Here is a 19,489-nt window from a genome sequence, read left to right on the forward strand (position 1 = left end):
CCGACGCGAGCGATGCGGCTCGAACGGCCCGAACCGATGCCTATTCGGTCCTCTCGTTCCTAGAGTCGTCCGAATGAGCAAGGACTACATCGAGGTTCGCGGTGCCGAAGAGCACAACCTCAAGAACCTCGACGTTCGCATCCCCCGCGAGACGTTTACCGTCGTCACCGGCCTGTCGGGGTCAGGCAAGTCCTCCCTCGCGTTCGACACCGTCTACGCGGAGGGTCAGCGGCGGTACATCGAGTCGCTTTCGGCCTACGCGCGGAACTTCCTCGGCCAGATGGACAAGCCGAAAGTCGAGGCCGTCGAGGGCCTCTCGCCCGCCATCTCCATCGACCAGAAGAACGGGGCCAACAACCCCCGGTCGACCGTCGGGACCGTCACCGAACTCCACGACTACCTCCGCCTCTTGTACGCCCGCGTGGGAACCCAGTACGACCCCATCACGGGCGAGGAGGTCGGCGAGCAGTCCGCACAGGACATGGTCGACCAGATTCTCGAACTCCCCGAGGGCACCCGCGCGAAGGTCGTCGCGCCGGTCGTCCGCGACCAGAAAGGCGAGTTCAAGGACCTGTTTTCGGACCTCGTCTCCGAGGGCTACGCCCGCGTCGAAGTCGACGGCGAGGAGTTCGACCTCTCGTTCGAGACGCCCGAGCTCGACAAGAACTACGACCACACCATCGACGTGGTCGTCGACCGCGTGAAGGTCGCGCCCGAGGCGCGCTCGCGCATCGCCGACTCCGTCGAGACCGCCCTCGAAGAGGCCGGCGGCGTCCTCAAACTCATCGTCCCCGACCCGCCCGAGGACCTTCCGTTCGCGTCCAACACCCGTTCGACCGGGTCGCTCGCGGGCGAGGGCGACGACCGCCTCGTCGTCGAGTTCTCCGAGGAACTCGGCAACCCGAACTCGTCGTTCCGCTTTTCGGAAATCGAGACGCGGTCGTTCTCGTTCAACAGCCCCCACGGGGCCTGCCCGGAGTGCGAGGGCCTCGGCAAGGCGAAAGAGGTCGACCCCGACCTCGTCGTCACCGAGCCGTCGAAGCCGCTCAAGCACGTCTTCGAGCCGTGGAGCTACAACCGGACGTACTACCGCCGCCAGCTCGACAACGTCGCCGACCACTTCGGGGTCAGCGTGGACACGCCGTTCGAGGAGCTTTCCGACGAGGTGCAGGACGCCTTCCTGTTCGGCACCACCGAGGACGTGGTGTTCGAGTGGACGACGAAGAACGGCACGCGCCACAAGGAACACCCCTTCGAGGGCGTCGTCGGCAACCTCGAACGCCGCCACGTCGAGACCGACTCCGACCGGACGCGCGACCACATCGAGGAGTTCATGGCCGTCACGACCTGCCCCGACTGCAACGGCTCGCGGCTCAAAGAGCAGTCCCGCCACGTCCGCGTCGGCGGCACGACGCTCCCCGAGGTCAACCGCATGACCATCGCGGGCGCGCTCGAACACTTCGAGGGCCTCGAAGCCGACCTCTCGGAGCGCGACCGAACCATCGCACAGGAGATTCTCAAGGAGATTCGCGCCCGCCTCGGTTTCATGACCGAGGTCGGCCTCGAATACCTCACCCTGGACCGCGAGGCCGCCACGCTCTCGGGCGGCGAGTCCCAGCGCATCCGCCTCGCCACGCAGGTCGGCTCCGGCCTCGTGGGCGTCCTCTACGTCCTCGACGAGCCGTCTATCGGCCTCCACCAGCGCGACAACGACAAACTGCTCAACACGCTCGAAGGCCTCCGCGACCTCGGTAACACGCTCATCGTCGTCGAACACGACGAGGAGACGATGCGCCGGGCCGACGAGATTATCGACATGGGCCCCGGCCCGGGCAAGCGCGGCGGCGAGGTCGTCGCGCAGGGCGACTTCGACGATATCGTCGCGGCCGACGACTCCATCACGGCCGACTACCTCTCGGGCCGCAAGGACATCGACGTGCCCGACGCGCGGCGCGAGGGCGACGGCGAACTCGTCGTCCGCGGCGCGCGCCAGCACAACCTCGACGACCTCGACGTGCCGATTCCCCTCGGGACGTTCACGGCCATCACCGGCGTCTCGGGGTCGGGCAAGTCCACCCTGATGCACGAGATTCTCTACAAGGGACTTGCCCGGCGGATGAACGACAACACCTCCGTCGACCCCGGCGAGCACGACGCCATCGAGGGCTACGACGAAATCGAGACCGTCCGGCTCATCGACCAGTCGCCCATCGGCCGCACCCCGCGGTCGAACCCGGCGACGTACACCGGCGTCTTCGACTACGTCCGCGAACTGTTCGCCGAGACGAAGCTCTCGAAACAGCGCGGCTACGAGAAGGGCCGCTTTTCCTTCAACGTCAAGGGCGGCCGCTGTGAAGCCTGCAAGGGACAGGGCAACGTCAAAATCGAGATGAACTTCCTCTCGGACGTGTACGTGCCCTGCGAGGAGTGTAACGGCGCGCGCTACAACGCCGAGACGCTCGACGTGACGTACAAGGACAAGACCATCGCCGACGTGCTCGACATGGAGGTCGACGAGGCGCTCGACTTCTTCGAGGCGAACTCGCAGATTCGCCGACGCCTCCAACTGCTCCACGACGTGGGCCTCGGCTACATGCAGCTCGGCCAGCCGTCGACCACGCTCTCCGGCGGCGAGGCACAGCGCGTCAAGCTCGCCGAGGAACTCGGCAAGAAGCAGACCGGCGACACGCTCTACCTGCTCGACGAGCCGACGACCGGCCTCCACAAGGAAGACGAGCGGAAGCTCATCGAGGTGCTCCAGCGCCTCGTCGACAACGGCAACACCGTCCTCGTGGTCGAACACGAACTCGACCTCGTGAAGAACGCCGACCACATCGTCGACCTCGGTCCCGAGGGCGGCGCGGGCGGCGGCACGGTCGTCGCCAGCGGCACCCCCGAGGAAATCGCCGAGAACCCCGACTCTCACACGGGTCGGTACCTCCGCGACTACCTCCCCGACGTGGACGAAGAGGGCCCGCGCTCGGACCGTCGCAAGCCCGCGAAAGTGGCGAACGACGACTGAACGCGCGCCGATTTTTCTTCAGCGCCGACGGTGCCCTCAGCGACGCCGATACCACCAGTAGCCGACGCCAGCGAGCGCGAGAACCACGACGAGCGCCGGGAAGAGGGGAAACGTCGTCGCCGGTTCGACCACCTCGACGGCGACCCGCTGGGTGCCCGTCGAGAGCTGTCGGCCGGCGTCGTCCTCGTAGCTCACGTCGACGCCGACGACCTGCGTCTTCGGGACGGCGTCGCCGCTCACTTCGAGGTCGAAGACGACGAGGCGCGTCTCGCCGGCGTCGAGCCGCGGGACGAACGCGACGGCGTCCTCGCTCGAAAGCGGCTCCTCGGCGACGAGTCTGACCGTCACGTCGGTCTGCGGCGTCGCCTCGGTGTTCGTCACCGCGAGAACGAGCCGACCGTTCGAGTCGACTTCGAACGTCGCGTTCCGCGGTTCGACCGCGACGGCGGGGTCGCCGGTGCTCACGGCCGCGAGCACGTCGGTCCGGTCGGCCGCGCGCAGTTCGTCGCCCGGCGGTCGGTACTCGACGACGAACGGGAGTCGGCGCGTCCCCGGCGTCGAACCCGCGGCGAGGCCGATGGCGTACTCGAACTCGGCGGCCTCGCCGGGCGCGAGCGTGCCGACGGTCACGTCGAGGTCGGTCGGCGTCAGCGCCGCGTCCTCGGATTCGAGGCGGAGCACCACGTCTCGGGCCTCGCCCTCGCCGACGTTCTCGACGGTGCCGACGACGCGGCCGACGCCGCCGACTCTGAGCGTGCTCTCTTCGACCGTCACGGCGAACGCCGGGCCGGCTCCCGGGTCGAGACCGGCGACGAGCGACTGGACCTTCCGGTCGCCGCCGGGGTTGCGGAACGAGACGGCCACGTCGAGCGAGTAGGGCCGGTCGAGCGCGTCGTCGGCGACGCGGGCGCGGAAGCTCACGCGCCTCGTCTCGCCGGGTTCCCACGCGCCGACGTAGGCCTCCGCGGCGGGCGCGCCGGCCCCGAACGTCACCTCGGAGTCGGCGGACGCCACGCCGACGGTCGTCGCCGCGGCGGTCGCGTCGCCGACGTTCACGAGTTCGAGCGTCAGCGTACCGGTGTCGCCGACGGCGACCGCGGCGTCCACGTCCGCGAGTTCGAAGTCGGCCCCGCGGGTCGGGCGCACCCCGGCGACGAACGACCGCGAAGTCCGCGTTTGACCGTCCTCGTCTCGGTAGGTCACGGTCAGGTCGACCGAGTAGTTGCGGACGATGGCGTCGTCGGCGACGCGGGCGCGGAACTCGACGCGCTCTGTCGCACCTTCCTCCCACTCGCCGACGAACGTCTCGGCGGAGGCGACGCCGCTTCCGAACGTTATCTCCGGGTCGGTCGAGGTGACGGTCACCGTCGCGTCCGCGGCCCCGACGGGGCCGACGTTCTCGATGTCGACCGCGACGGTCCCGCTGTCGCCGACCGCGAGGGCGGCGTCGACCGTCCGGACCGCGAACGCGGGGCGGCGCTCCACGACGACGTCGAGCGTCCGCGTGATGGTCCGACTCCGGTGGGTCGTCCGGACCGTCTCGCCGTCCACGTACACCGAGGCGGTGTAGTCGTAGGTGAACTCGACGGGGACCTCGTAAGTGTCGGGACGCGCCCCCTCGGCGACCCGGAGGCGGAGCGACGCCGGCCCGGAGACGCCCTCTGGGACGGTCCCGACGGGAATCTCGCCGCTGACGACGGTGATGGGGCCCTTCGACTCGCCGCGGATGGTCAGCGCGCGGGCCGTCTGCACGAGCGCCTCGTACTCCTCGGGGCCGTCGTCGGTGACCGTCCCGCTGTTGACGACGAACACTTCGACCGCGGTCTCGGTGCCGGCGACGAGCCGGTTCTCCGGCGCGATAATCGAGAGGTCGGGACTTCCGGTCACTCGGCTGGCGGCCGCGGCGCTCCCGGTTGCGCCGGCGAGGGCGGACAGGACCAGTAGCGTGGCGAGGAGCGCCGCGCTCGCCCGCCGGGGACGACGAGTCATGGTGAAGGGACGACGTGATCGGCGGGCGAGCCCGCTTCAGTCGCGCTAGATACGCGGTATGTAAGCTTAACAACACGCTCGGCTCTCAGTCGGTGGTAACGTCACGCAAGGGATACGTCCGGAGCGCGCCTACGTGTCGGTATGTCCGTCCCCGCCATCGACATCGACGGCCTCACCAAGTTCTACGGGGACGTTCGCGGGGTCGAGGAGCTCTCGATTTCCGTCTCGGAGGGCGAACTGTTCGGCTTCCTCGGTCCCAACGGCGCGGGGAAGTCCACGACGATTCGCCTGCTTCTCGGCCTGCTCAAACCGACCGACGGCACGGCGAGCATCCTCGGCGTTCCGGTGGACGACCGCGCGGCCTTCCTCGACGTGCTCGGACGCGTCGGCCACATCCCCGGCGATCCGCGGTTCTACGACGACGTGACCGGCCGCAAGACCCTCGACTACTTCGCCGGGCTCTCCGGCGACGACCGCCGCGACGAACTCCTCGACCGCTTTCCGGTGCCGCTCGACCGGCCGGTCCGGGCCTACTCCCGCGGCAACCGGCAGAAACTCGCCATCGTGCAGGCGTTCATGCACGACCCGCGGGTGGTCGTGATGGACGAGCCGACCTCGGGGTTGGACCCCCTCGTCCAACAGGAGTTCTACGAGTTCCTCCGCGAGGAGCGCGACCGCGGGGTGACGGTGTTCTTCTCGACGCACATCCTCGGGGAGGTCCGCGAGGTCTGCGACCGCGTCGCCATCATCCGGAACGGGCGGCTCGTCGCCGTCGAGGACATCGACGACTTGCTCGCCCGGAGCGGGAAGGTCGTCACGGTCCAGTCGCCCGACTCCATCGACCTCGCCGACTTCGATTTTCCGGAGACCATCGACGCCCGCATCGAACCCGACGGCTCCCTCCGACTCGTCACCTCGGGCAACTACGACGCGCTCGTGGACGCGCTCGAGGGCTACCGAATCGACGACCTCGAAGTCCGCGAGACGGCCATCGAGGACGTGTTCATGCACTTCTACGACGAGGGCGACGGAGAAGACGGCGTTGACGCCGGCGACAGCGCCGCCACCGACGACGAGTCGGGCGAGACCGACGACGATGCGGAGCCGTCGCCCGCCGACGCCGAGGAGTCCGCGAATGCGTGAACTCGACATCGCGTCCTTCGAGTTCGCCCGGCGACGGCGCGGCCTCGTCATCGTCTGCGTGCTTCTCGTGGCGACCGCGGGGCTCACCATCGCCGTCTTCCCGTCGTTCGGCGAGTCCGACATCGACTTCGCCGAACTGCTGGAGTCGTACCCCGAGGAGTTCCAGGCGGCCTTCGTCGGGAGCGTCACCGACTTCTCGTCGCTCGAAGGCTACCTCGTCGTCGAACTCTACCAACTCGTCTGGCTCCTCATCGTCGGGAGTTACTTCGCCTACGCCGCGGGGTCGCTCGTCGCCGGCGAGGTCGACCGACAGTCGGTCGAACTCGTCCTCGTCCGGCCCGTCTCGCGCACCCGGTTCGTCGTTGGCAAGTTCCTCGCGATGCTTCCCGCGGTCGCCGTCGTCGACCTCGCGCTCCTCGCGGCCGTCGTCGTCGGCGCGGGCCTCATCGACGAGGAGATTCACCTCACTCGGCTCCTCGCGGTCCACGCCGTCGGCGGCCTCTACCTCGTCGCCTGCGTCGCCGTCGGCCTCCTCGCGTCGGCGTTCTTCGGGCGCGTCCGCCGGGCGCAGGGCGCGGCCATCGGCGTCGTCTTCGGGACGTTCCTCCTCGACTCCCTGACGGTCGACACCGACTACGAGTTCCTCGGGGCCCTGTCGCTCACGCGCTACCTCGACCCCGGCGAACTCCTCGTCGCCGGCGACGTTGACTGGGGCGGCATCGCCGTCCTCGTCGCCGTGACGTGCGTCCTCGTCGTCCTCGCGGCCGAGGTGTTCGAGCGCCGGGACCTGTCGTAGCCGCCGTCTCTCGTCGCCGTCCTCGCCGGTGCGGGCGGGCCACACGCTCACTCTGGTCCACCACCCGCGCGAGTCGCTTTTTCACCGCTGAGCGCCTACGTCTCCTATGCATCTCTACGCCGCCGCCAACGGTGCGATTCTCGCGGTCTCGGGGTCGCTCGACGACTCGACCGCACGACGGCGACTCGGCGAGCACCGAATCGAGTGCGTCGCGGCCGACCCGCGCGCGCCGGACCGGGCGTTCTGCGGGACCTCCGACGCCGGCGTCTTCCGAACGACCGACGGCGGGGCGTCGTGGCACGCGGTCGGCACCGACGCGCTCCCCGAGTCGGTGACGAGCCTCGCCGTCTCGCCGGCCGACCCGGGCGTGGTCTACGCCGGCACCGAGCCCTCGGCCGTCTTCCGCTCTCCCGACGGCGGCGACACGTGGGCCGAACTCGCGCCGCTTTCGGACCTCGATTCGGCGTCGTCGTGGGCGTTTCCACCCCGGCCGCACACCCACCACGTCCGCTGGATAGACGTTGACCCGACCGACCCCGACCGGCTGTTCGTCGCGGTCGAAGCCGGGGCGTTCGTCCGCTCGCTCGACGGCGGGGAGACGTGGCAAGACCGCGTGCCGTCGAGCAAGCGCGACACGCACTCGATGGCGACGCACCCCGACCGACCGGGCCGCGTCTGGGTCGCCGCGGGCGACGGCTACGCCGAGACCGACGACGCGGGCGAGACGTGGACGACGCCGACCGCGGGGCTGGGCCACGGCTACTGCTGGAGCGTCGTCGTCGACCTCGCGGACCCGGACTCGGTGCTCCTGTCGGCCGCCTCCGGGCCGATGCGCGCCCACCGGGTCGAATCGGCGGCGGCGTACCTCTACCGCCGCCGAGACTCGTCGGGGAACGGCGGCAAGTCGTGGGAGCGCCTCGACGAGACCGGACTTCCGACCGGTCCGGGCGCGACGCGGGCGGTTCTGGCGACCGGCTCGTCCGGCGGCGAGTGCTACGCCGTGAACGACCGCGGCCTCTACCGGACGACCGACTTCGGCGACTCGTGGGACCGAATCGAGGTCCCGTGGGACGGGACGCGGCGGACCGCGGCGGGGCTGGCGGTCGTCGCGTAGTCGGGCAGTTTCCGGTCGGTTTGCGCGGCCGCTCCAAGCGAGAAGATTCATGGGTCGGCGCGGCAACGGCCAAGCATGTACGATTTCGCCGTCGTCGGCGTCGGTCCCGCCGGCGCGCGGTTCGCCCGCCGCGCGGCCGACGCGGGCTACGACGTGCTCGCGCTGGAGAAAGGCGAGGTCGGAACGCCCCTCGCGTGCTCCGGACACGTCAGCACCGACATCTGGGAGTACGTCCCCGACGAGGCGCGCGACCGCCTGTTTCAGAACCGCATCTACGGGGCGAACTTCCGCGTCGGCGGCCCGAACTCCAGGGCCTACCCGTTCTACAAGCAAACCGAGGTCTCGAACGTCATCGACCGCGTCGAACTCGACCGTACCCTCGCCGACTGCGCCCGCGACGCCGGTGCGGACGTGCGCGAGGGCCACACCGTGACCGCCGTCGAGGAACTCGACGACCGGGTCCGACTGACCGCCAGCGTGGCCGGCGAGGCCGGCACCGTCCGGTTCGAGGCGAAGATGGTCGCCGGGTGCGACGGCCCGACCTCGCGGGTCCGCCGAGCGCTCGACCTCCCGGAGCCCTCGGAGACGCTTCACGGCGTCCTCGCGTTCGACCCCGACCCGGACGACGGCGACTTCGTGGACGTACACCTCACGGTCCCGCGCTTTTTCGCGTGGCGCATCCCCCGCGGCGACGCCGGCGTCGAGTACGGCCTCGCGGCCCCGCCGGGCGCTGAGGTCAACGAGATGTTCGACGCGCTCACCGACACCTACGACGTGGAGACCGAGCACTTCTGTTCGGGTGCCATCCCCATCGGCCCGCCGGACCGGACGACGACCCGTCGGGCGTTCCTCATCGGGGACGCAGCCGCCCAGACCAAGCCGTTCACCGGCGGTGGCATCCTCTACGGGATGACCGCGGCAGACATCGCCGCGTCGACCATCGACCCCGACGACCCCGAGACGCTGTCGGCCTACGAGGACGCGTGGCGCGACGAACTCTCCCGGGAGATTCGACTGGGCCACCTCGTGCGCCGGTGCTACTCGTTCCCCGAGTGGCTCCAGCGGGTCGGCCTCCGATCGCTGTCGGGCGAAATCGGCGTCCACATGGACAAGCCGAGTTCGTTCTTCTCGCGCGAGCACCTGAAGAAACTGTTCTGAGGACTGACCCCGGACGCCCCGCTCAGTTCTCGCCCGGATACGTCGGAATCCGCGCCGACACCGCGCTCCCCTCGACGAACGGGAGCGACTCGCGGGTCGCGCCGACGCGGTCGCCGTCGACGACGACTTCGAGGGCGTCGGCGTCGAGGCCGTAGTCCACGAGCGCGAAGCCGATGGGCGATTCGAGCATCGGGCTCTCGACGGCACGGGTAACGGTGCCGACCGAATCGCCGTCCGCCGAGACCTCGGCACCCGAGTCGGGGAGGTCGTCGGCGCGGAAGCCGACGAGTCGGCGCGAGGGCCGCCCGCGGTTTTCGATCTTCGAGACGAGTTCCTGACCGACGAAACAGCCCTTGTCGAAGTCGAGCGCGTTGCGGACGCCGACGACGTTCGGGACGTTGCCGCGGAGTTCCGACTCGAAGAGCGGCGTGCCGGCCTCGGCGGTGAGGCTGTCCCACGTCTGATAGCCGACCGGGACCGAGGGGTTGCCGTAGAACAGCAGCGCGTCGAGCACGTCTTCGGCGTCCTTCGCGCGGCAGATGACGTCGTAGCCCTCCTCGCCGGTCGGGTTGTCGGAGGCGACGACCGTGACGCCGAGTTCGCCGCCGATGGAGCCGCGGACGAAGGAGAGCTCCGGTTCGGGCGCGCCCGCCCCCGAGAGGATGCTCGCGACCTTCTCCGTGGACTGCGGGCCGTGGACGCCGAAGACGCCGAACTCGTCGGAGGCGTCGCGCATCTTGACTCGCTGGAGGAACGTCTTCGAGCGCCACTCCTCGACGAGCGGTTCGGCGCGGTCCCGCGGGGTGAAAATCAGCAGTCGCTCGCCCGCGTTGTAGACGTACATCTCCGTCTCGATGCGGCCGTCGGGGTCTAAAAGCAGGGCGTAGGCGCCCTCGCCGTCCTCGTCCGGGACGGTGTTAGTCACCGCGTTGTCGACGTAGTCGACCCGGTCTTCGCCCTCGACGACGACGACGCCGTAGCCGTGTTCGATGACGCCGACGCCGTTTCTGACGGCGCGGTGGGTCCGCTCGGGGCGGCCGTAGTGGCTCACGACCTCGATTCCGCCGCGCGTCTCGAACGTCGCACCGTGTGCCTCGTGGATGTCGGCGACGAGTGTCATTACCCCCCGTTTCGCCTTCGGCGCGTAAAACCCTCCCACTCCCGGACGACTCGCCCGGCTTTCGGTCGGCGGTCCGCCGGCGGCGGCCGCGGGCGGACCGGACAGTCAAAACGAGTCTGTGCTCCGCGTCGCCGCGCTCAGAGTCCGAACCGCTCGCGAAGTTTCTCGAACAACGACGCGTCCTCTTCGACGGCTTCGCTCGGGTCCGGAACGACGCGCTCGTCGGCGTGGATGAGCACCCGCGTGTCGGCTTCCTCGACCACGATGAGGCCCTCGTCTTTCAGCGCCGACAGCGCCTCTTCGATGGTGTCGATGTCGGCGTCCACGGCGGCACGGAGTTCGAACACCGTCATCCCCTCGTCGTGGCGGTCGACGAGCGCGTCGAGCACCGCGACCTCGATGTCGCGGCGGTTCCGGAACTCCCGCCTCGCTCTCATAGCGGGTACATCGTTCGCCTCCTGTTTACTTGTACCGCCCGTCTGACGGACGTCCGACAGGCAGGGGGTACCTTTTTGTTTCCGAACCCCGGAATCCTCGCGTAATGGGACTTACTTGCCGTCTTCTCGGGCACTCCTACGGAGACCCCGAGACGGAACGGGAGCGAGAGGAACGCGGCGACGAGGTGGTCGTCTCGATTCGGGAGATACAGGTCTGTTCGCGGTGCGGACACGAACAGGTAATGAGCGAGAACAAGGAGGTCACGGCCATCCGAACGCCCGAGGAGGTCGGGATGACGGAGGGAGAAGTTGAGACCGCGGCCGCGGGCTTCGAACCGGCGAACCCACAGCCCGGCGTCTCCGACAGCGAGGACGCCGCCATCGAGACGGCTCCGGACGCGGAGACGCGGGCCGAGGTCGACGCTGCGGCCACCGACGCTGCTGCGGACGTCGACGCGGGCGCGAACCCGGACCCGGACCCGGACCCCGCGGCGCAACAGCCGGCCGAGACCGCGAACGCCGCCGACGACCAACCCGCGGACGGGCCGGACACGGCTGACGACGCCGGGAGCGTCGACGCCCCGCCGGTGACCGACGACGGCATCATCCTCGACGACGACGAGGAGCAGTCGGCCACCCGCGACCGGACGCAGTGGCCCGACGAGGTCGACGAGGTCGAGACCGACGACCCGACGCCGCCGGCCGACGGCGACGACGCGGAGTTCATCGACGCGGACGCCGAGGCGGGCGTCGAGGCCGACGCCGAAGCGGAGCCCGAACAGACACAGACCCGCGAACGCGGCGCGTGGCCCGACGCGCCGGGCGACGACGAGGGGTGGAACGCTCAGCCCGACGACGGCGAGCCCGTCTCCGTCTCGTTCGGCGGCGGACTGGCCCCGGAGGGCAACAGTTCGCCGAGCCAGCAGTCGAACGGTCAGTACGTCGAGGCGGAGGAAGACGACTTCGTCCGCGCCGACGAGTCGAACGTCGGAAACGAGGCCCCCGACGACGCCGTCGAGTACTACTGTCCGAACTGCGGTCACGCCCGCGGCGCGTCCTCGTCGTCGATGCGGGCCGGCGACATCTGCCCCGAGTGTAAAAAGGGCTACATCGCCGAGCGGGAATCCTGACCGCGGCACGCCCTCGCAGGCGTCGCAGAGTCGCGAAACAGGTAAACCATCCCCTGTCGAAAAGGCGTCCATGAAGGAGTACAAGATGCGTCGTGGGGAGACGCTCGAAGAGCGAATTCCGGACATGAAAGCGACGGTCGAAGACTACTTCGGCCCCATCACGGACACCGAGGAGTTCAAAGGAAGCGACCTCTACGTCGTCGGCGAGCCCAAGAACCCCGTGTTCACCCGCATCGTCGCTGGCGCGGTCAAATACAGCGGCAAGAAGGACAAGCTCGCGGTCAACTTCGAGGAGGCCGACCCGGCCGACCTCGCTCCCGAGGACCTCGAAGCCGCGGGCGAGGCCGTCAGCGCGAAGAACGACTTCCTCCTCGAGGCGACGGGCCGCGACGCGAAGTCCCGCCGCGACTCGATGAAGCGTGCGGTCGAAGACGACGCGCCCGACGTCTGAGCCGTCCGACGCGGTTCGATTTTCTCGCCAGCCACCCGTCGAGCGGCTGCGACGCCGGCGAAACGTACATAGTGTTAGCACGTGACGCTCCGGCTGACAGCGACTTCGCCAGCCATGGACACGAATTTTTATTTCGATTGTGAGTAAAAATCCCCGGCACGGTTAAGTGATACCGGGACGAACCGGTTGGTATGGCTATCGAAACTATCCTGCTCGCGGTCGGCGCGGGCGACGCCGAGCGCATCGACAGACTCGCCGAGGAGACTATCGACGTGGCCGGGCCGACCGGCGCGACGGTCGTCATCGGACACGTCTTCACGAGAGACGAGTACGACGAGGCGCTCGACAACCTCGACTTCGACATCACGGCCGAGGAGGTTTCGGCGGACGACGTGGCCCGACGACACGCCATCGTCCGCGAACTCACGCGACGCTTCGACGAGGCTGACGTCGAGTACGTCGTCCACGGCCGGGTCGGCCACCACGGTGAGAAACTCGTCACTCTCGCGGAGGAGGTCGACGCCGACCGCCTCGTCGTCGGCGGCCGGAAGCGCTCGCCGGCCGGGAAGGCCGTCTTCGGGAGCGTCGCACAGGAGGTCATGCTCGAATCGCCGTGCCCCGTGACGTTCGTCCGCGCGGACACCAAGTGACGGGCCGCGGGCGGCGCGCCCGCCGGAGCGACGGCCGGGCGACCGGCTTCGCAGGCAACTACATATCTTAGCGTGCCGTCATCTCCCGCATGGACCACTCCATCGATTACCGCCCGTCGTTCGCCCTCCTCACCGTCTCGCTCGACGAGGGCGAGTCGCTCCGGTCGGAGGCCGGCGCGATGGTCAGCTACTCCGACGGCATCGACATCGAGACGAACGCGAAAGGCGGCCTCTTCGGGTCGCTCAAGCGGAGCGTCCTCGGCGGCGAGTCGTTCTTCCAGAACACGTTCAGCGCGCGGCAGGCGGGCGAGGTCTCCTTCGCGCCCCCGCTCCCGGGCGATATCGTCCACCACGGCCTCGAAGACGAGACCCTCTACGTGCAGTCGGGGTCGTACATCGCCTCGGACCCCGCGCTCGACCTCGACACCTCCTTCGGCGGGGCGAAGACCTTCTTCGGGAGCGAGGGGCTGTTCCTGCTCAAACTGACCGGCACCGGCGACAGTTTCCTGTCGAGCTACGGGGCCATCCACGAGGTCGAACTCGGTGAGGGCGAGCGCTACACGGTCGACACCGGCCACATCGTCGCCTTCGACGAGACGACGAGTTTCTCGGTCGAGCGCGTCGGCGGCCTGAAGTCCACCCTGTTCAGCGGCGAGGGGCTCGTCTGTACGTTCACCGGGCCGGGAACCGTCTGGATACAGTCGCGCAGCATGGACTCGTTCCTCTCGTGGCTCATCCCCAAACTCCCGACCAACAACTCCGCGTGACCCCGACCCGGGACTTACATCGCCGCGAGTAAATCTACCGAAAATCCCGCTTAGTTAAGTGGTGGGCGCATCCCTATGGGAACGATGGCGTACTACGTGGGCGTCGACCTGGGGGCGACGAACGTCCGTTCCGTGGTGGGCGACGACGATGGAACGATCCTCGGAGAGGCCCGTGACAGCACTCCGCGCGGCCCGACCGGAATCGCGATCACCGAGGCGGTCCTCGGCGTCGTCCGCGAGGCGTGTGCCGAGGCGGGTATCGACCCGAGCGACGCGGTCGCGGCCGGCATCGGTGCTATCGGCCCGCTCGACTTGGCCGAGGGCGCGGTCGAGAACCCGGCGAACCTGCCGGACACCATCGACCGCATCCCGCTGACCGGCCCCCTCTCGGTGCTCTTGGAGACGGACGAGGTGTACCTGCACAACGACACGAACGCCGGCGTCATCGGCGAGCGGTTCCACTCCGACCGCAACCCCGACGACATGGTGTATCTCACCATCTCCTCGGGTATCGGTGCGGGCGTCTGCGTCGACGGGCACGTCCTCGCCGGGTGGGACGGGAACGCCGGCGAGGTCGGCCACCTGACGCTCGACCCGAACGGCTTCATGACGTGTGGATGCGGCCACAACGGTCACTGGGAGGGCTACTGTTCGGGGAACAACATCCCGAAGTACGCCCGCGAACTCCACGAGGAGGACCCGGTCGACACCGCACTCCCCGTCTCCGACCCCGATTTCTCCGCGGTCGACGTGTTCGAACACGCCGGCGAGGACGAGTTCGCCGACCACATCATCAACCAACTGGGCCACTGGAACGCGATGGGCGTCGCCAACATCGTCCACGCGTACGCGCCGCTTATCATCTACGTCGGCGGCGCGGTCGCGCTCAACAATCCGGACCTCGTGTTAGAGCCCATCCGCGAGCAGATGAGCGAGATGGTCATGTCGAACATCCCCGAGATTCAACTGACGACGCTCGGCGACGAAGTCGTGGTCGAGGGGGCGTTGGCGAGCGCGATGACCGGCGGGACTGGCGACCGCTCGCGGCTGTGATGCCGCGAGGATTCGCCAGTTCCGGCGCAGGTGGCACCGGCGACCGGTCTCGACTGTAACGCGGTGCTTCGCTTCTCCGCCCCGAGTTATCTCGATTGATACTCAGTGGCGCACTCTTATAACCCCGGTCGAGAAACGCGATGACGTGCACCCGACGACGCCGAGTCGCTCGGCGCGCCGGTCGGCGCGTTCCCGTTCTCGTCGAACCGAACGGTGCACGGGCGTTCCACCGGAAGCCTAGAACGGGACTGGTCGACAACCCCCACCACCATCGTCGACCGACCGACGCCGACGGGGTACCCACACCCACCCACCCACCCACCCATCCCCGCCGGCGTCGCTTCAGTTCTCACGCAACCCAGTGCAGACTGAGCGGTCCCCGCTTTCCCCCGGTTCCCGGGCCCTCCCGCTACCCAAGGACCTCCGTCCGATTTTTCTCCTCGGCACTCTCAGACTCACCGTGGACCGCCGCCAGTTCCTCCGCTCCATCGGCGCGAGCGCGGTCGCCGCCACGACCGTCTCCGTCGCCGGTTCCCGCCCCGTCACCGCCCACCCCGGTCCCTTCGAGCCGCTGGGTCGAATCGACATCGACGGCGCGAAAGAGGCCGTGGTCTCCGCCGACGGCCAGACCGTCTTCGTCGCCGCGACCAGCGGCTACGCCGTCGTCGACATCTCCGCGCCCGACCGCCCCGAACTCCTCGCCGAGCGCCGCGACCCGCTTTCCGACCGCGAGGACGGTCCCTTCCGCGGCATCTACGACGTGAAGCTCGACGGGGACACGCTCCTCGTCGTCGGCCCGGCCAACCCGATACCGGGCGCGCCGGCGGGCGTCCTCGTCGTCGACGTGTCCGACCCCGCGACCCCCGAGGAAATCGCCTTCCACGAGACGGAGTTCCCCATTCACAACTGCTTCGCCGCCGACGGGCGGGCGTACCTCACCGCCAACGACGGCGACCGGAACCCGCTGGTCGTTCTCGACACCGACACCGGCGACGAACTCGGCCGCTGGTCGGTCGTCTCCGCGGACGACCGCTGGGCCGACGTACCCGCCTCGGTCCGGTCCGTCCACGACGTGTGGGTCCGCGAGGGAGTCGCGCACGTCGCCCTCTGGGACGCCGGGACGTGGCTCGTCGACCTCTCGGACCCCGCGTCGCCGTCGGTCCTCGGGTCGGTCTCGCCCGGCGACCCCGAGGAGCTGTCGGGGTTGGGTGCCCGCGACCGCCGCCGCGAGGGGCGGACGCCGCCCGGCAACCACCACTACGTCGCCACCGACGACTCGGGCGACCTCCTCGGAGTCGGCATCGAGTCGTGGGCCGTCGAAGTCGAGCGCGACGACGGGACGACCGACCTCGTCGGCGGGCCGAGCGGCGTCGAACTCTGGGACGTGTCGGACCCCGCGAATCCGACGATACTCTCGACCATCGAGCCGCCGACCAGTCCGGACCCGACGGTCGGCGGCGTCTGGACCACGGCGCACAACTTCGACTTCCGCGACGACAGGCTCTACACCTCGTGGTACCGCGGCGGCGTCAAGCGCCACGACGTGTCGGACCCGACCGACCCCGTCGAACTCGCGTGGTGGCGCGACCCCGAGCGCGCGAGTTTCTGGACCGCGCAGTACGCCTATCCCTTCGCCGACGAGGGCGTGTTCGTCGCGTCGAGTTGGGGCGTCGGCGACGCGTCGCCCGCGCTCTACACGTTCCCCGACCACGCCGGCGACCAGCGCGACCCGCCGACGCTCGGTCCCGAGACGACCACCGAATCGCTCGTCAACACGCCGACACCGACCGCGAACGAGGCGACCGCGCCCGAACCCGGAGACGAGTCGTCGGAATCGACATCGACGACCGACGCGCCGGGGTTCGGACTCGGTGTCGGCGCGGCGGCCCTCGGTGTCGCCGGCTGGCTGGCCCGTCGTCACCGGCGGCGCGACTGAGGGCGGCGCGACTGCGGGCGACCGGCTCCGACGCCCGACGCGCCGGTTTCCCGGCTTCCGTGGTTCCCCCGCCGAATCTATCACGAACGACCGAGACAGCCTTTCTCTCGCCGGCCGGCGCGTTGGGAGAACCGTTTCATTCTAATCCGTGGGGTTCGAAGCGTCGGGGTATGAGCGACGAGTCGGAGAGCCTCAAAGAGCGCGTCGAGACGTGGATGGTCGGCCAGATGCCCATCATCCAGATGCACGGCGGCAACAGCGTCGTGCGCAAGGCCGATGCGGAATCGGGGGAAGTCGTCGTCGAACTCGGGGGCGCGTGCGCCGGGTGCGGCATCTCGAACATCACCGCCCAGAACATCCAGTCGGACCTCATCATGACGTTCGACGAGATTACCGACGTGCAGGTCAAGGTCCCCAGTTCCGGCGACCACGGCAGCAGCACCGTCGAGGGCGGCCGCGGCGGCGAACTGCAGTACGGCGACGAGGGACCGGGTCACTTCTAACCCCCACCTTTTTTGACGGGGTCCTCGGCAACTTCGTTGCCTCGAACCCCCGCCAAAAAATCTGGACCAAAAAAGGCGGCTACTCTCTTCGGTCGTAGCCGTGGTTTCCTCCAACACTAGCACCCTGTCCCGCGATTCTCGATACGTATCCAGCCGTGTCGGCCGTGTGAATAGATTGGTCGTCCTCGCGCTCGCTCACCTCGTTGCCCTCGCGGGGTGTTCGTCTGCCAGTCCAGTTATCGACCTATCGACGACTCCCGCCACCACGACGACTGAGTCCTCCCCGGCAACGACGACTGACCGTCTTCCGAAGTTGCTACGCCTCCCCCGACAGCGCCGACTCCAGACTCGACGCCACCGACCGCGCTTTTTCGGCCAACTCCTCGGAGATGTGGCCGGCCTCGACGGCTTCGTCGAGTTCGTCGTCGTCGACCCGTTCGACCGTCCCGTCGGCGTGTTTCACCACGTCAACGTGGAGGTCGATATATCGAATCTGGTCGGGGAAGCACTCGACGGGCGTGCAGATGTTGACGTAGGTGCCCTTGACACCGCCGTCGGAGTCGCGGTACACCGTCGGGTACCACCAGCGCCCCTCGCGGAACTTCGTGACCGCCACGTCGCCGGACTCGCGGTCGACGCCGAGGGCGTCGTAGGTGCCGCCGCCGGTCATGCCGCGCCGGAGTTCCACCGTTCCCTCGGGGTCGCGGTCCGTCACCTCGCCGGAGCCGAGCGTGATGAGCCGACCGTCCGGCTTCCCGTGACCGATTTCCACGTCGTCGCCTTCCAGCGGGCCGAACTGCGCGGTCACCACGTCGAAGGGGAACTCGCCGTCGCCGACCGACTCGCAGAGCGACTCCGCGAGGTCGACGCCGGCGGAGGCCTTCGGCGAGGCGGCCTTCGTCCGGTGGTGGCCGGGCATCGTCGTCTCGACGGCCCGGCGCTGGGCGTCGAGTTCGAACCGGGTCTCGCGGCCGAACCAGACCCACGTCGTCGCGGTGGGAGCCGCGACCGCCCGCGGGGCGTCGACGGGTTCGGAGAGCGCGTCGTCGAGTTCCGCGGCCACCTCGGCCGCCCGGTCGAGCGCGTCGTTCAGGGCGCTCATGTCGGCGTCGACGGCGTCGCGGTGCCAGCGGATTCCCCAGCCCTCGGGCGGGTCGCCGCCGAGGAGGTCCGTCATTCCCGCCAGTTCGCGGGCTGCGGCCTCGTCGCGGGTGTCGACGCGGACGCCCTCCGAATCGGGGTCGAGCGTCGCCAGCCCCGCGACGGCGCGGACGTCGCCGGTCAGTTCGGCGCGGCGGGAGTCCCACGGCGGGGCCGACTCGGCGACCTGCACGCGGACCTCGTCGCCGACTTCCACGTGCCCGTCGAAGTCGCCGTACGAGAGGTAGCCCTCGGCCTCGCCGAGGTCGCAGACCGCGCCGCCGCCGAGGGTGTCGGTCACGCGGGCGTCGAACACCGCGCCGGTCGGTGCGGGGTCGTCCCACGCGAAGGTGTCGATGCCGAGCTCGGTGAGTCGCTCTGTGGCCGTCGCGACCGCCTCGGGCGCGCCGGTCGCGCCGACGCCCTGTCGGTTCCGCGTCGTCTCGACCGACACGTCGTGGTCCGACGAGTCGAACTCGGCGTCGAAGCGCTCCCGAATCGGGCCGGACGCCTGCACCACGTCGTGGCCGTCGTCGAGGAAGACGCCCGTGAGCGCGGTGGCGTAGATGCCGCGGACGCGGACCCTCATAGCTCGTCGGGGTCGCGGGCGAAGGTGACGCGAGCGTCGACCGTCGGGCCGAGCGTCAGTTCGACTTTCTCCTCGCTGAGCACGCGGCCGCCCTCGATGGGGACGCCCCACGAGTCGAACTTGAGGTAGCCGCGGAGGTCCGCGCCGTGGGTGTAGAGGTCGACGTGGTCGACGGCGTGTTCCTGCACGTCACTCGCGCTGTGGGCCATCTCCATGTCCGAGTAGACCGCCCCGCCGTCGCCGAAGAACGCGGCGATGGCGTCTGCGTCCGATTCGACTGCGTCGCTCACGAGGTCCGACGCGGCCCGGAGGTCGTCGGTGTCGAGGCCGACCTCGCGGAGCGCCGCCTGTTCGCGGGGGTCGAAGTGCATACCCGCCCTTCGGAGCGGAGGCATTAACGTCGTACGGTCGGCAGTCGGTCGCTGGGCCGGACGAACGGTCGCCGGCCACCCGACTATTGACCGTTCAGCCGGTCGGCCGCGGGGTGCCGT

16 protein-coding genes and 1 pseudogene are annotated in these 19,489 nt (G+C 69.2%); 12 read left to right on the top strand and 5 right to left on the bottom strand.

The window, feature by feature from the left end; translation table 11 throughout:
- The first annotated feature begins 73 nt into the window (after window positions 1–73).
- Entirely contained in the window at window positions 74–3,022 is a 2,949-nt protein-coding gene (uvrA, locus tag ABY42_RS01780; protein ID WP_050458552.1) for an excinuclease ABC subunit UvrA, read from the top strand.
- Window positions 3,023–3,058: 36 nt separating this feature from the next.
- Here uvrA and ABY42_RS01785 read toward each other — a convergent pair whose 3' ends face one another.
- Window positions 3,059–5,011: a COG1361 S-layer family protein gene (locus tag ABY42_RS01785; protein ID WP_050458553.1), complete on the bottom strand. Its 1,953-nt coding sequence runs from the start codon at window positions 5,009–5,011 to the stop codon at window positions 3,059–3,061.
- A gap of 141 nt (window positions 5,012–5,152) precedes the next feature.
- On the opposite strand from ABY42_RS01785, the gene ABY42_RS01790 reads away from it, so the two are divergent.
- The 4 genes from ABY42_RS01790 (at window position 5,153) to ABY42_RS01805 (ending at window position 9,222) form a co-directional block, all read left to right on the top strand.
- A complete protein-coding gene (locus ABY42_RS01790; protein ID WP_004973548.1) occupies window positions 5,153–6,154 on the top strand; it encodes an ABC transporter ATP-binding protein in 1,002 nt (333 codons plus the stop codon).
- Window positions 6,147–6,950: an ABC transporter permease subunit gene (locus ABY42_RS01795; protein WP_008091536.1), complete on the top strand. Its 804-nt coding sequence runs from the start codon at window positions 6,147–6,149 to the stop codon at window positions 6,948–6,950. Before ABY42_RS01790 ends, ABY42_RS01795 begins: the two co-directional genes overlap by 8 nt.
- A gap of 106 nt (window positions 6,951–7,056) precedes the next feature.
- Window positions 7,057–8,064, top strand: a complete 1,008-nt coding sequence (locus tag ABY42_RS01800; protein ID WP_050458554.1) for a WD40/YVTN/BNR-like repeat-containing protein — start codon at window positions 7,057–7,059, stop codon at window positions 8,062–8,064.
- Window positions 8,065–8,139: 75 nt separating this feature from the next.
- On the top strand, window positions 8,140–9,222 hold the full coding sequence (locus tag ABY42_RS01805) for a geranylgeranyl reductase family protein (protein WP_050458555.1): 1,083 nt from the start codon (window positions 8,140–8,142) through the stop codon (window positions 9,220–9,222).
- A gap of 22 nt (window positions 9,223–9,244) precedes the next feature.
- On the opposite strand, the gene ygfZ is transcribed toward ABY42_RS01805, so the two are convergent.
- On the bottom strand, window positions 9,245–10,342 hold the full coding sequence (gene ygfZ, locus ABY42_RS01810; RefSeq protein WP_050458556.1) for a CAF17-like 4Fe-4S cluster assembly/insertion protein YgfZ: 1,098 nt from the start codon (window positions 10,340–10,342) through the stop codon (window positions 9,245–9,247).
- A 137-nt stretch (window positions 10,343–10,479) separates the two neighbouring features.
- Window positions 10,480–10,863 (bottom strand): annotated as a pseudogene (locus ABY42_RS01815) (DUF6432 family protein); the annotation flags it as partial.
- Window positions 10,864–10,883: 20 nt separating this feature from the next.
- Here ABY42_RS01815 and ABY42_RS01820 point away from each other — a divergent pair.
- The 7 genes from ABY42_RS01820 to ABY42_RS01850 all read left to right on the top strand — a co-directional run bounded on the left by ABY42_RS01820 (window position 10,884) and on the right by ABY42_RS01850 (window position 17,269).
- Complete coding sequence (locus tag ABY42_RS01820; RefSeq protein WP_050458557.1) at window positions 10,884–11,909, top strand: DUF7093 family protein; 1,026 nt, start codon at window positions 10,884–10,886, stop codon at window positions 11,907–11,909.
- A gap of 70 nt (window positions 11,910–11,979) precedes the next feature.
- Window positions 11,980–12,360: a DUF5611 family protein gene (locus tag ABY42_RS01825; RefSeq protein ID WP_004973531.1), complete on the top strand. Its 381-nt coding sequence runs from the start codon at window positions 11,980–11,982 to the stop codon at window positions 12,358–12,360.
- Window positions 12,361–12,551: 191 nt separating this feature from the next.
- On the top strand, window positions 12,552–13,010 hold the full coding sequence (locus ABY42_RS01830; RefSeq protein ID WP_050458558.1) for a universal stress protein: 459 nt from the start codon (window positions 12,552–12,554) through the stop codon (window positions 13,008–13,010).
- Window positions 13,011–13,099: 89 nt separating this feature from the next.
- Window positions 13,100–13,777 (top strand): TIGR00266 family protein, encoded by a 678-nt coding sequence (locus ABY42_RS01835; protein ID WP_050458559.1) that lies wholly within the window; start codon window positions 13,100–13,102, stop codon window positions 13,775–13,777.
- An 84-nt stretch (window positions 13,778–13,861) separates the two neighbouring features.
- Window positions 13,862–14,830 (top strand): ROK family protein, encoded by a 969-nt coding sequence (locus tag ABY42_RS01840; protein ID WP_050458560.1) that lies wholly within the window; start codon window positions 13,862–13,864, stop codon window positions 14,828–14,830.
- Window positions 14,831–15,290: 460 nt separating this feature from the next.
- A complete protein-coding gene (locus ABY42_RS01845; protein WP_050458561.1) occupies window positions 15,291–16,766 on the top strand; it encodes an LVIVD repeat-containing protein in 1,476 nt (491 codons plus the stop codon).
- 170 nt (window positions 16,767–16,936) lie between these two features.
- A complete protein-coding gene (locus ABY42_RS01850; protein WP_004058105.1) occupies window positions 16,937–17,269 on the top strand; it encodes a NifU family protein in 333 nt (110 codons plus the stop codon).
- 316 nt (window positions 17,270–17,585) lie between these two features.
- Here the strand turns inward: ABY42_RS01850 and ABY42_RS01855 are convergent, their stop codons facing one another.
- On the bottom strand, window positions 17,586–18,998 hold the full coding sequence (locus ABY42_RS01855) for a DUF402 domain-containing protein (RefSeq protein ID WP_050458562.1): 1,413 nt from the start codon (window positions 18,996–18,998) through the stop codon (window positions 17,586–17,588).
- Window positions 18,995–19,369: a DUF7532 family protein gene (locus ABY42_RS01860; RefSeq protein ID WP_050458563.1), complete on the bottom strand. Its 375-nt coding sequence runs from the start codon at window positions 19,367–19,369 to the stop codon at window positions 18,995–18,997. Before ABY42_RS01860 ends, ABY42_RS01855 begins: the two co-directional genes overlap by 4 nt.
- Between the last annotated feature and the right edge of the window lie 120 nt (window positions 19,370–19,489).

The sequence above is a fragment of the Haloferax gibbonsii genome (genome assembly GCF_001190965.1).
In the GTDB taxonomy this organism is placed as follows: domain Archaea; phylum Halobacteriota; class Halobacteria; order Halobacteriales; family Haloferacaceae; genus Haloferax; species Haloferax gibbonsii.

Coding starts and splice junctions, on each gene's coding strand:
- ABY42_RS01785 (WP_050458553.1), bottom strand. CDS start 5,011: ATGACTCGTCGTCCCCGGCGGGCGAGCGCGGCGCTCCTCGCCACGCTA.
- ABY42_RS01825 (WP_004973531.1), top strand. CDS start 11,980: ATGAAGGAGTACAAGATGCGTCGTGGGGAGACGCTCGAAGAGCGAATT.
- ABY42_RS01855 (WP_050458562.1), bottom strand. CDS start 18,998: ATGAGGGTCCGCGTCCGCGGCATCTACGCCACCGCGCTCACGGGCGTC.
- ygfZ (WP_050458556.1), bottom strand. CDS start 10,342: ATGACACTCGTCGCCGACATCCACGAGGCACACGGTGCGACGTTCGAG.
- ABY42_RS01840 (WP_050458560.1), top strand. CDS start 13,862: ATGGCGTACTACGTGGGCGTCGACCTGGGGGCGACGAACGTCCGTTCC.
- ABY42_RS01835 (WP_050458559.1), top strand. CDS start 13,100: ATGGACCACTCCATCGATTACCGCCCGTCGTTCGCCCTCCTCACCGTC.
- ABY42_RS01805 (WP_050458555.1), top strand. CDS start 8,140: ATGTACGATTTCGCCGTCGTCGGCGTCGGTCCCGCCGGCGCGCGGTTC.
- ABY42_RS01795 (WP_008091536.1), top strand. CDS start 6,147: ATGCGTGAACTCGACATCGCGTCCTTCGAGTTCGCCCGGCGACGGCGC.
- ABY42_RS01820 (WP_050458557.1), top strand. CDS start 10,884: ATGGGACTTACTTGCCGTCTTCTCGGGCACTCCTACGGAGACCCCGAG.
- ABY42_RS01800 (WP_050458554.1), top strand. CDS start 7,057: ATGCATCTCTACGCCGCCGCCAACGGTGCGATTCTCGCGGTCTCGGGG.
- ABY42_RS01830 (WP_050458558.1), top strand. CDS start 12,552: ATGGCTATCGAAACTATCCTGCTCGCGGTCGGCGCGGGCGACGCCGAG.
- ABY42_RS01790 (WP_004973548.1), top strand. CDS start 5,153: ATGTCCGTCCCCGCCATCGACATCGACGGCCTCACCAAGTTCTACGGG.
- uvrA (WP_050458552.1), top strand. CDS start 74: ATGAGCAAGGACTACATCGAGGTTCGCGGTGCCGAAGAGCACAACCTC.
- ABY42_RS01850 (WP_004058105.1), top strand. CDS start 16,937: ATGAGCGACGAGTCGGAGAGCCTCAAAGAGCGCGTCGAGACGTGGATG.
- ABY42_RS01860 (WP_050458563.1), bottom strand. CDS start 19,369: ATGCACTTCGACCCCCGCGAACAGGCGGCGCTCCGCGAGGTCGGCCTC.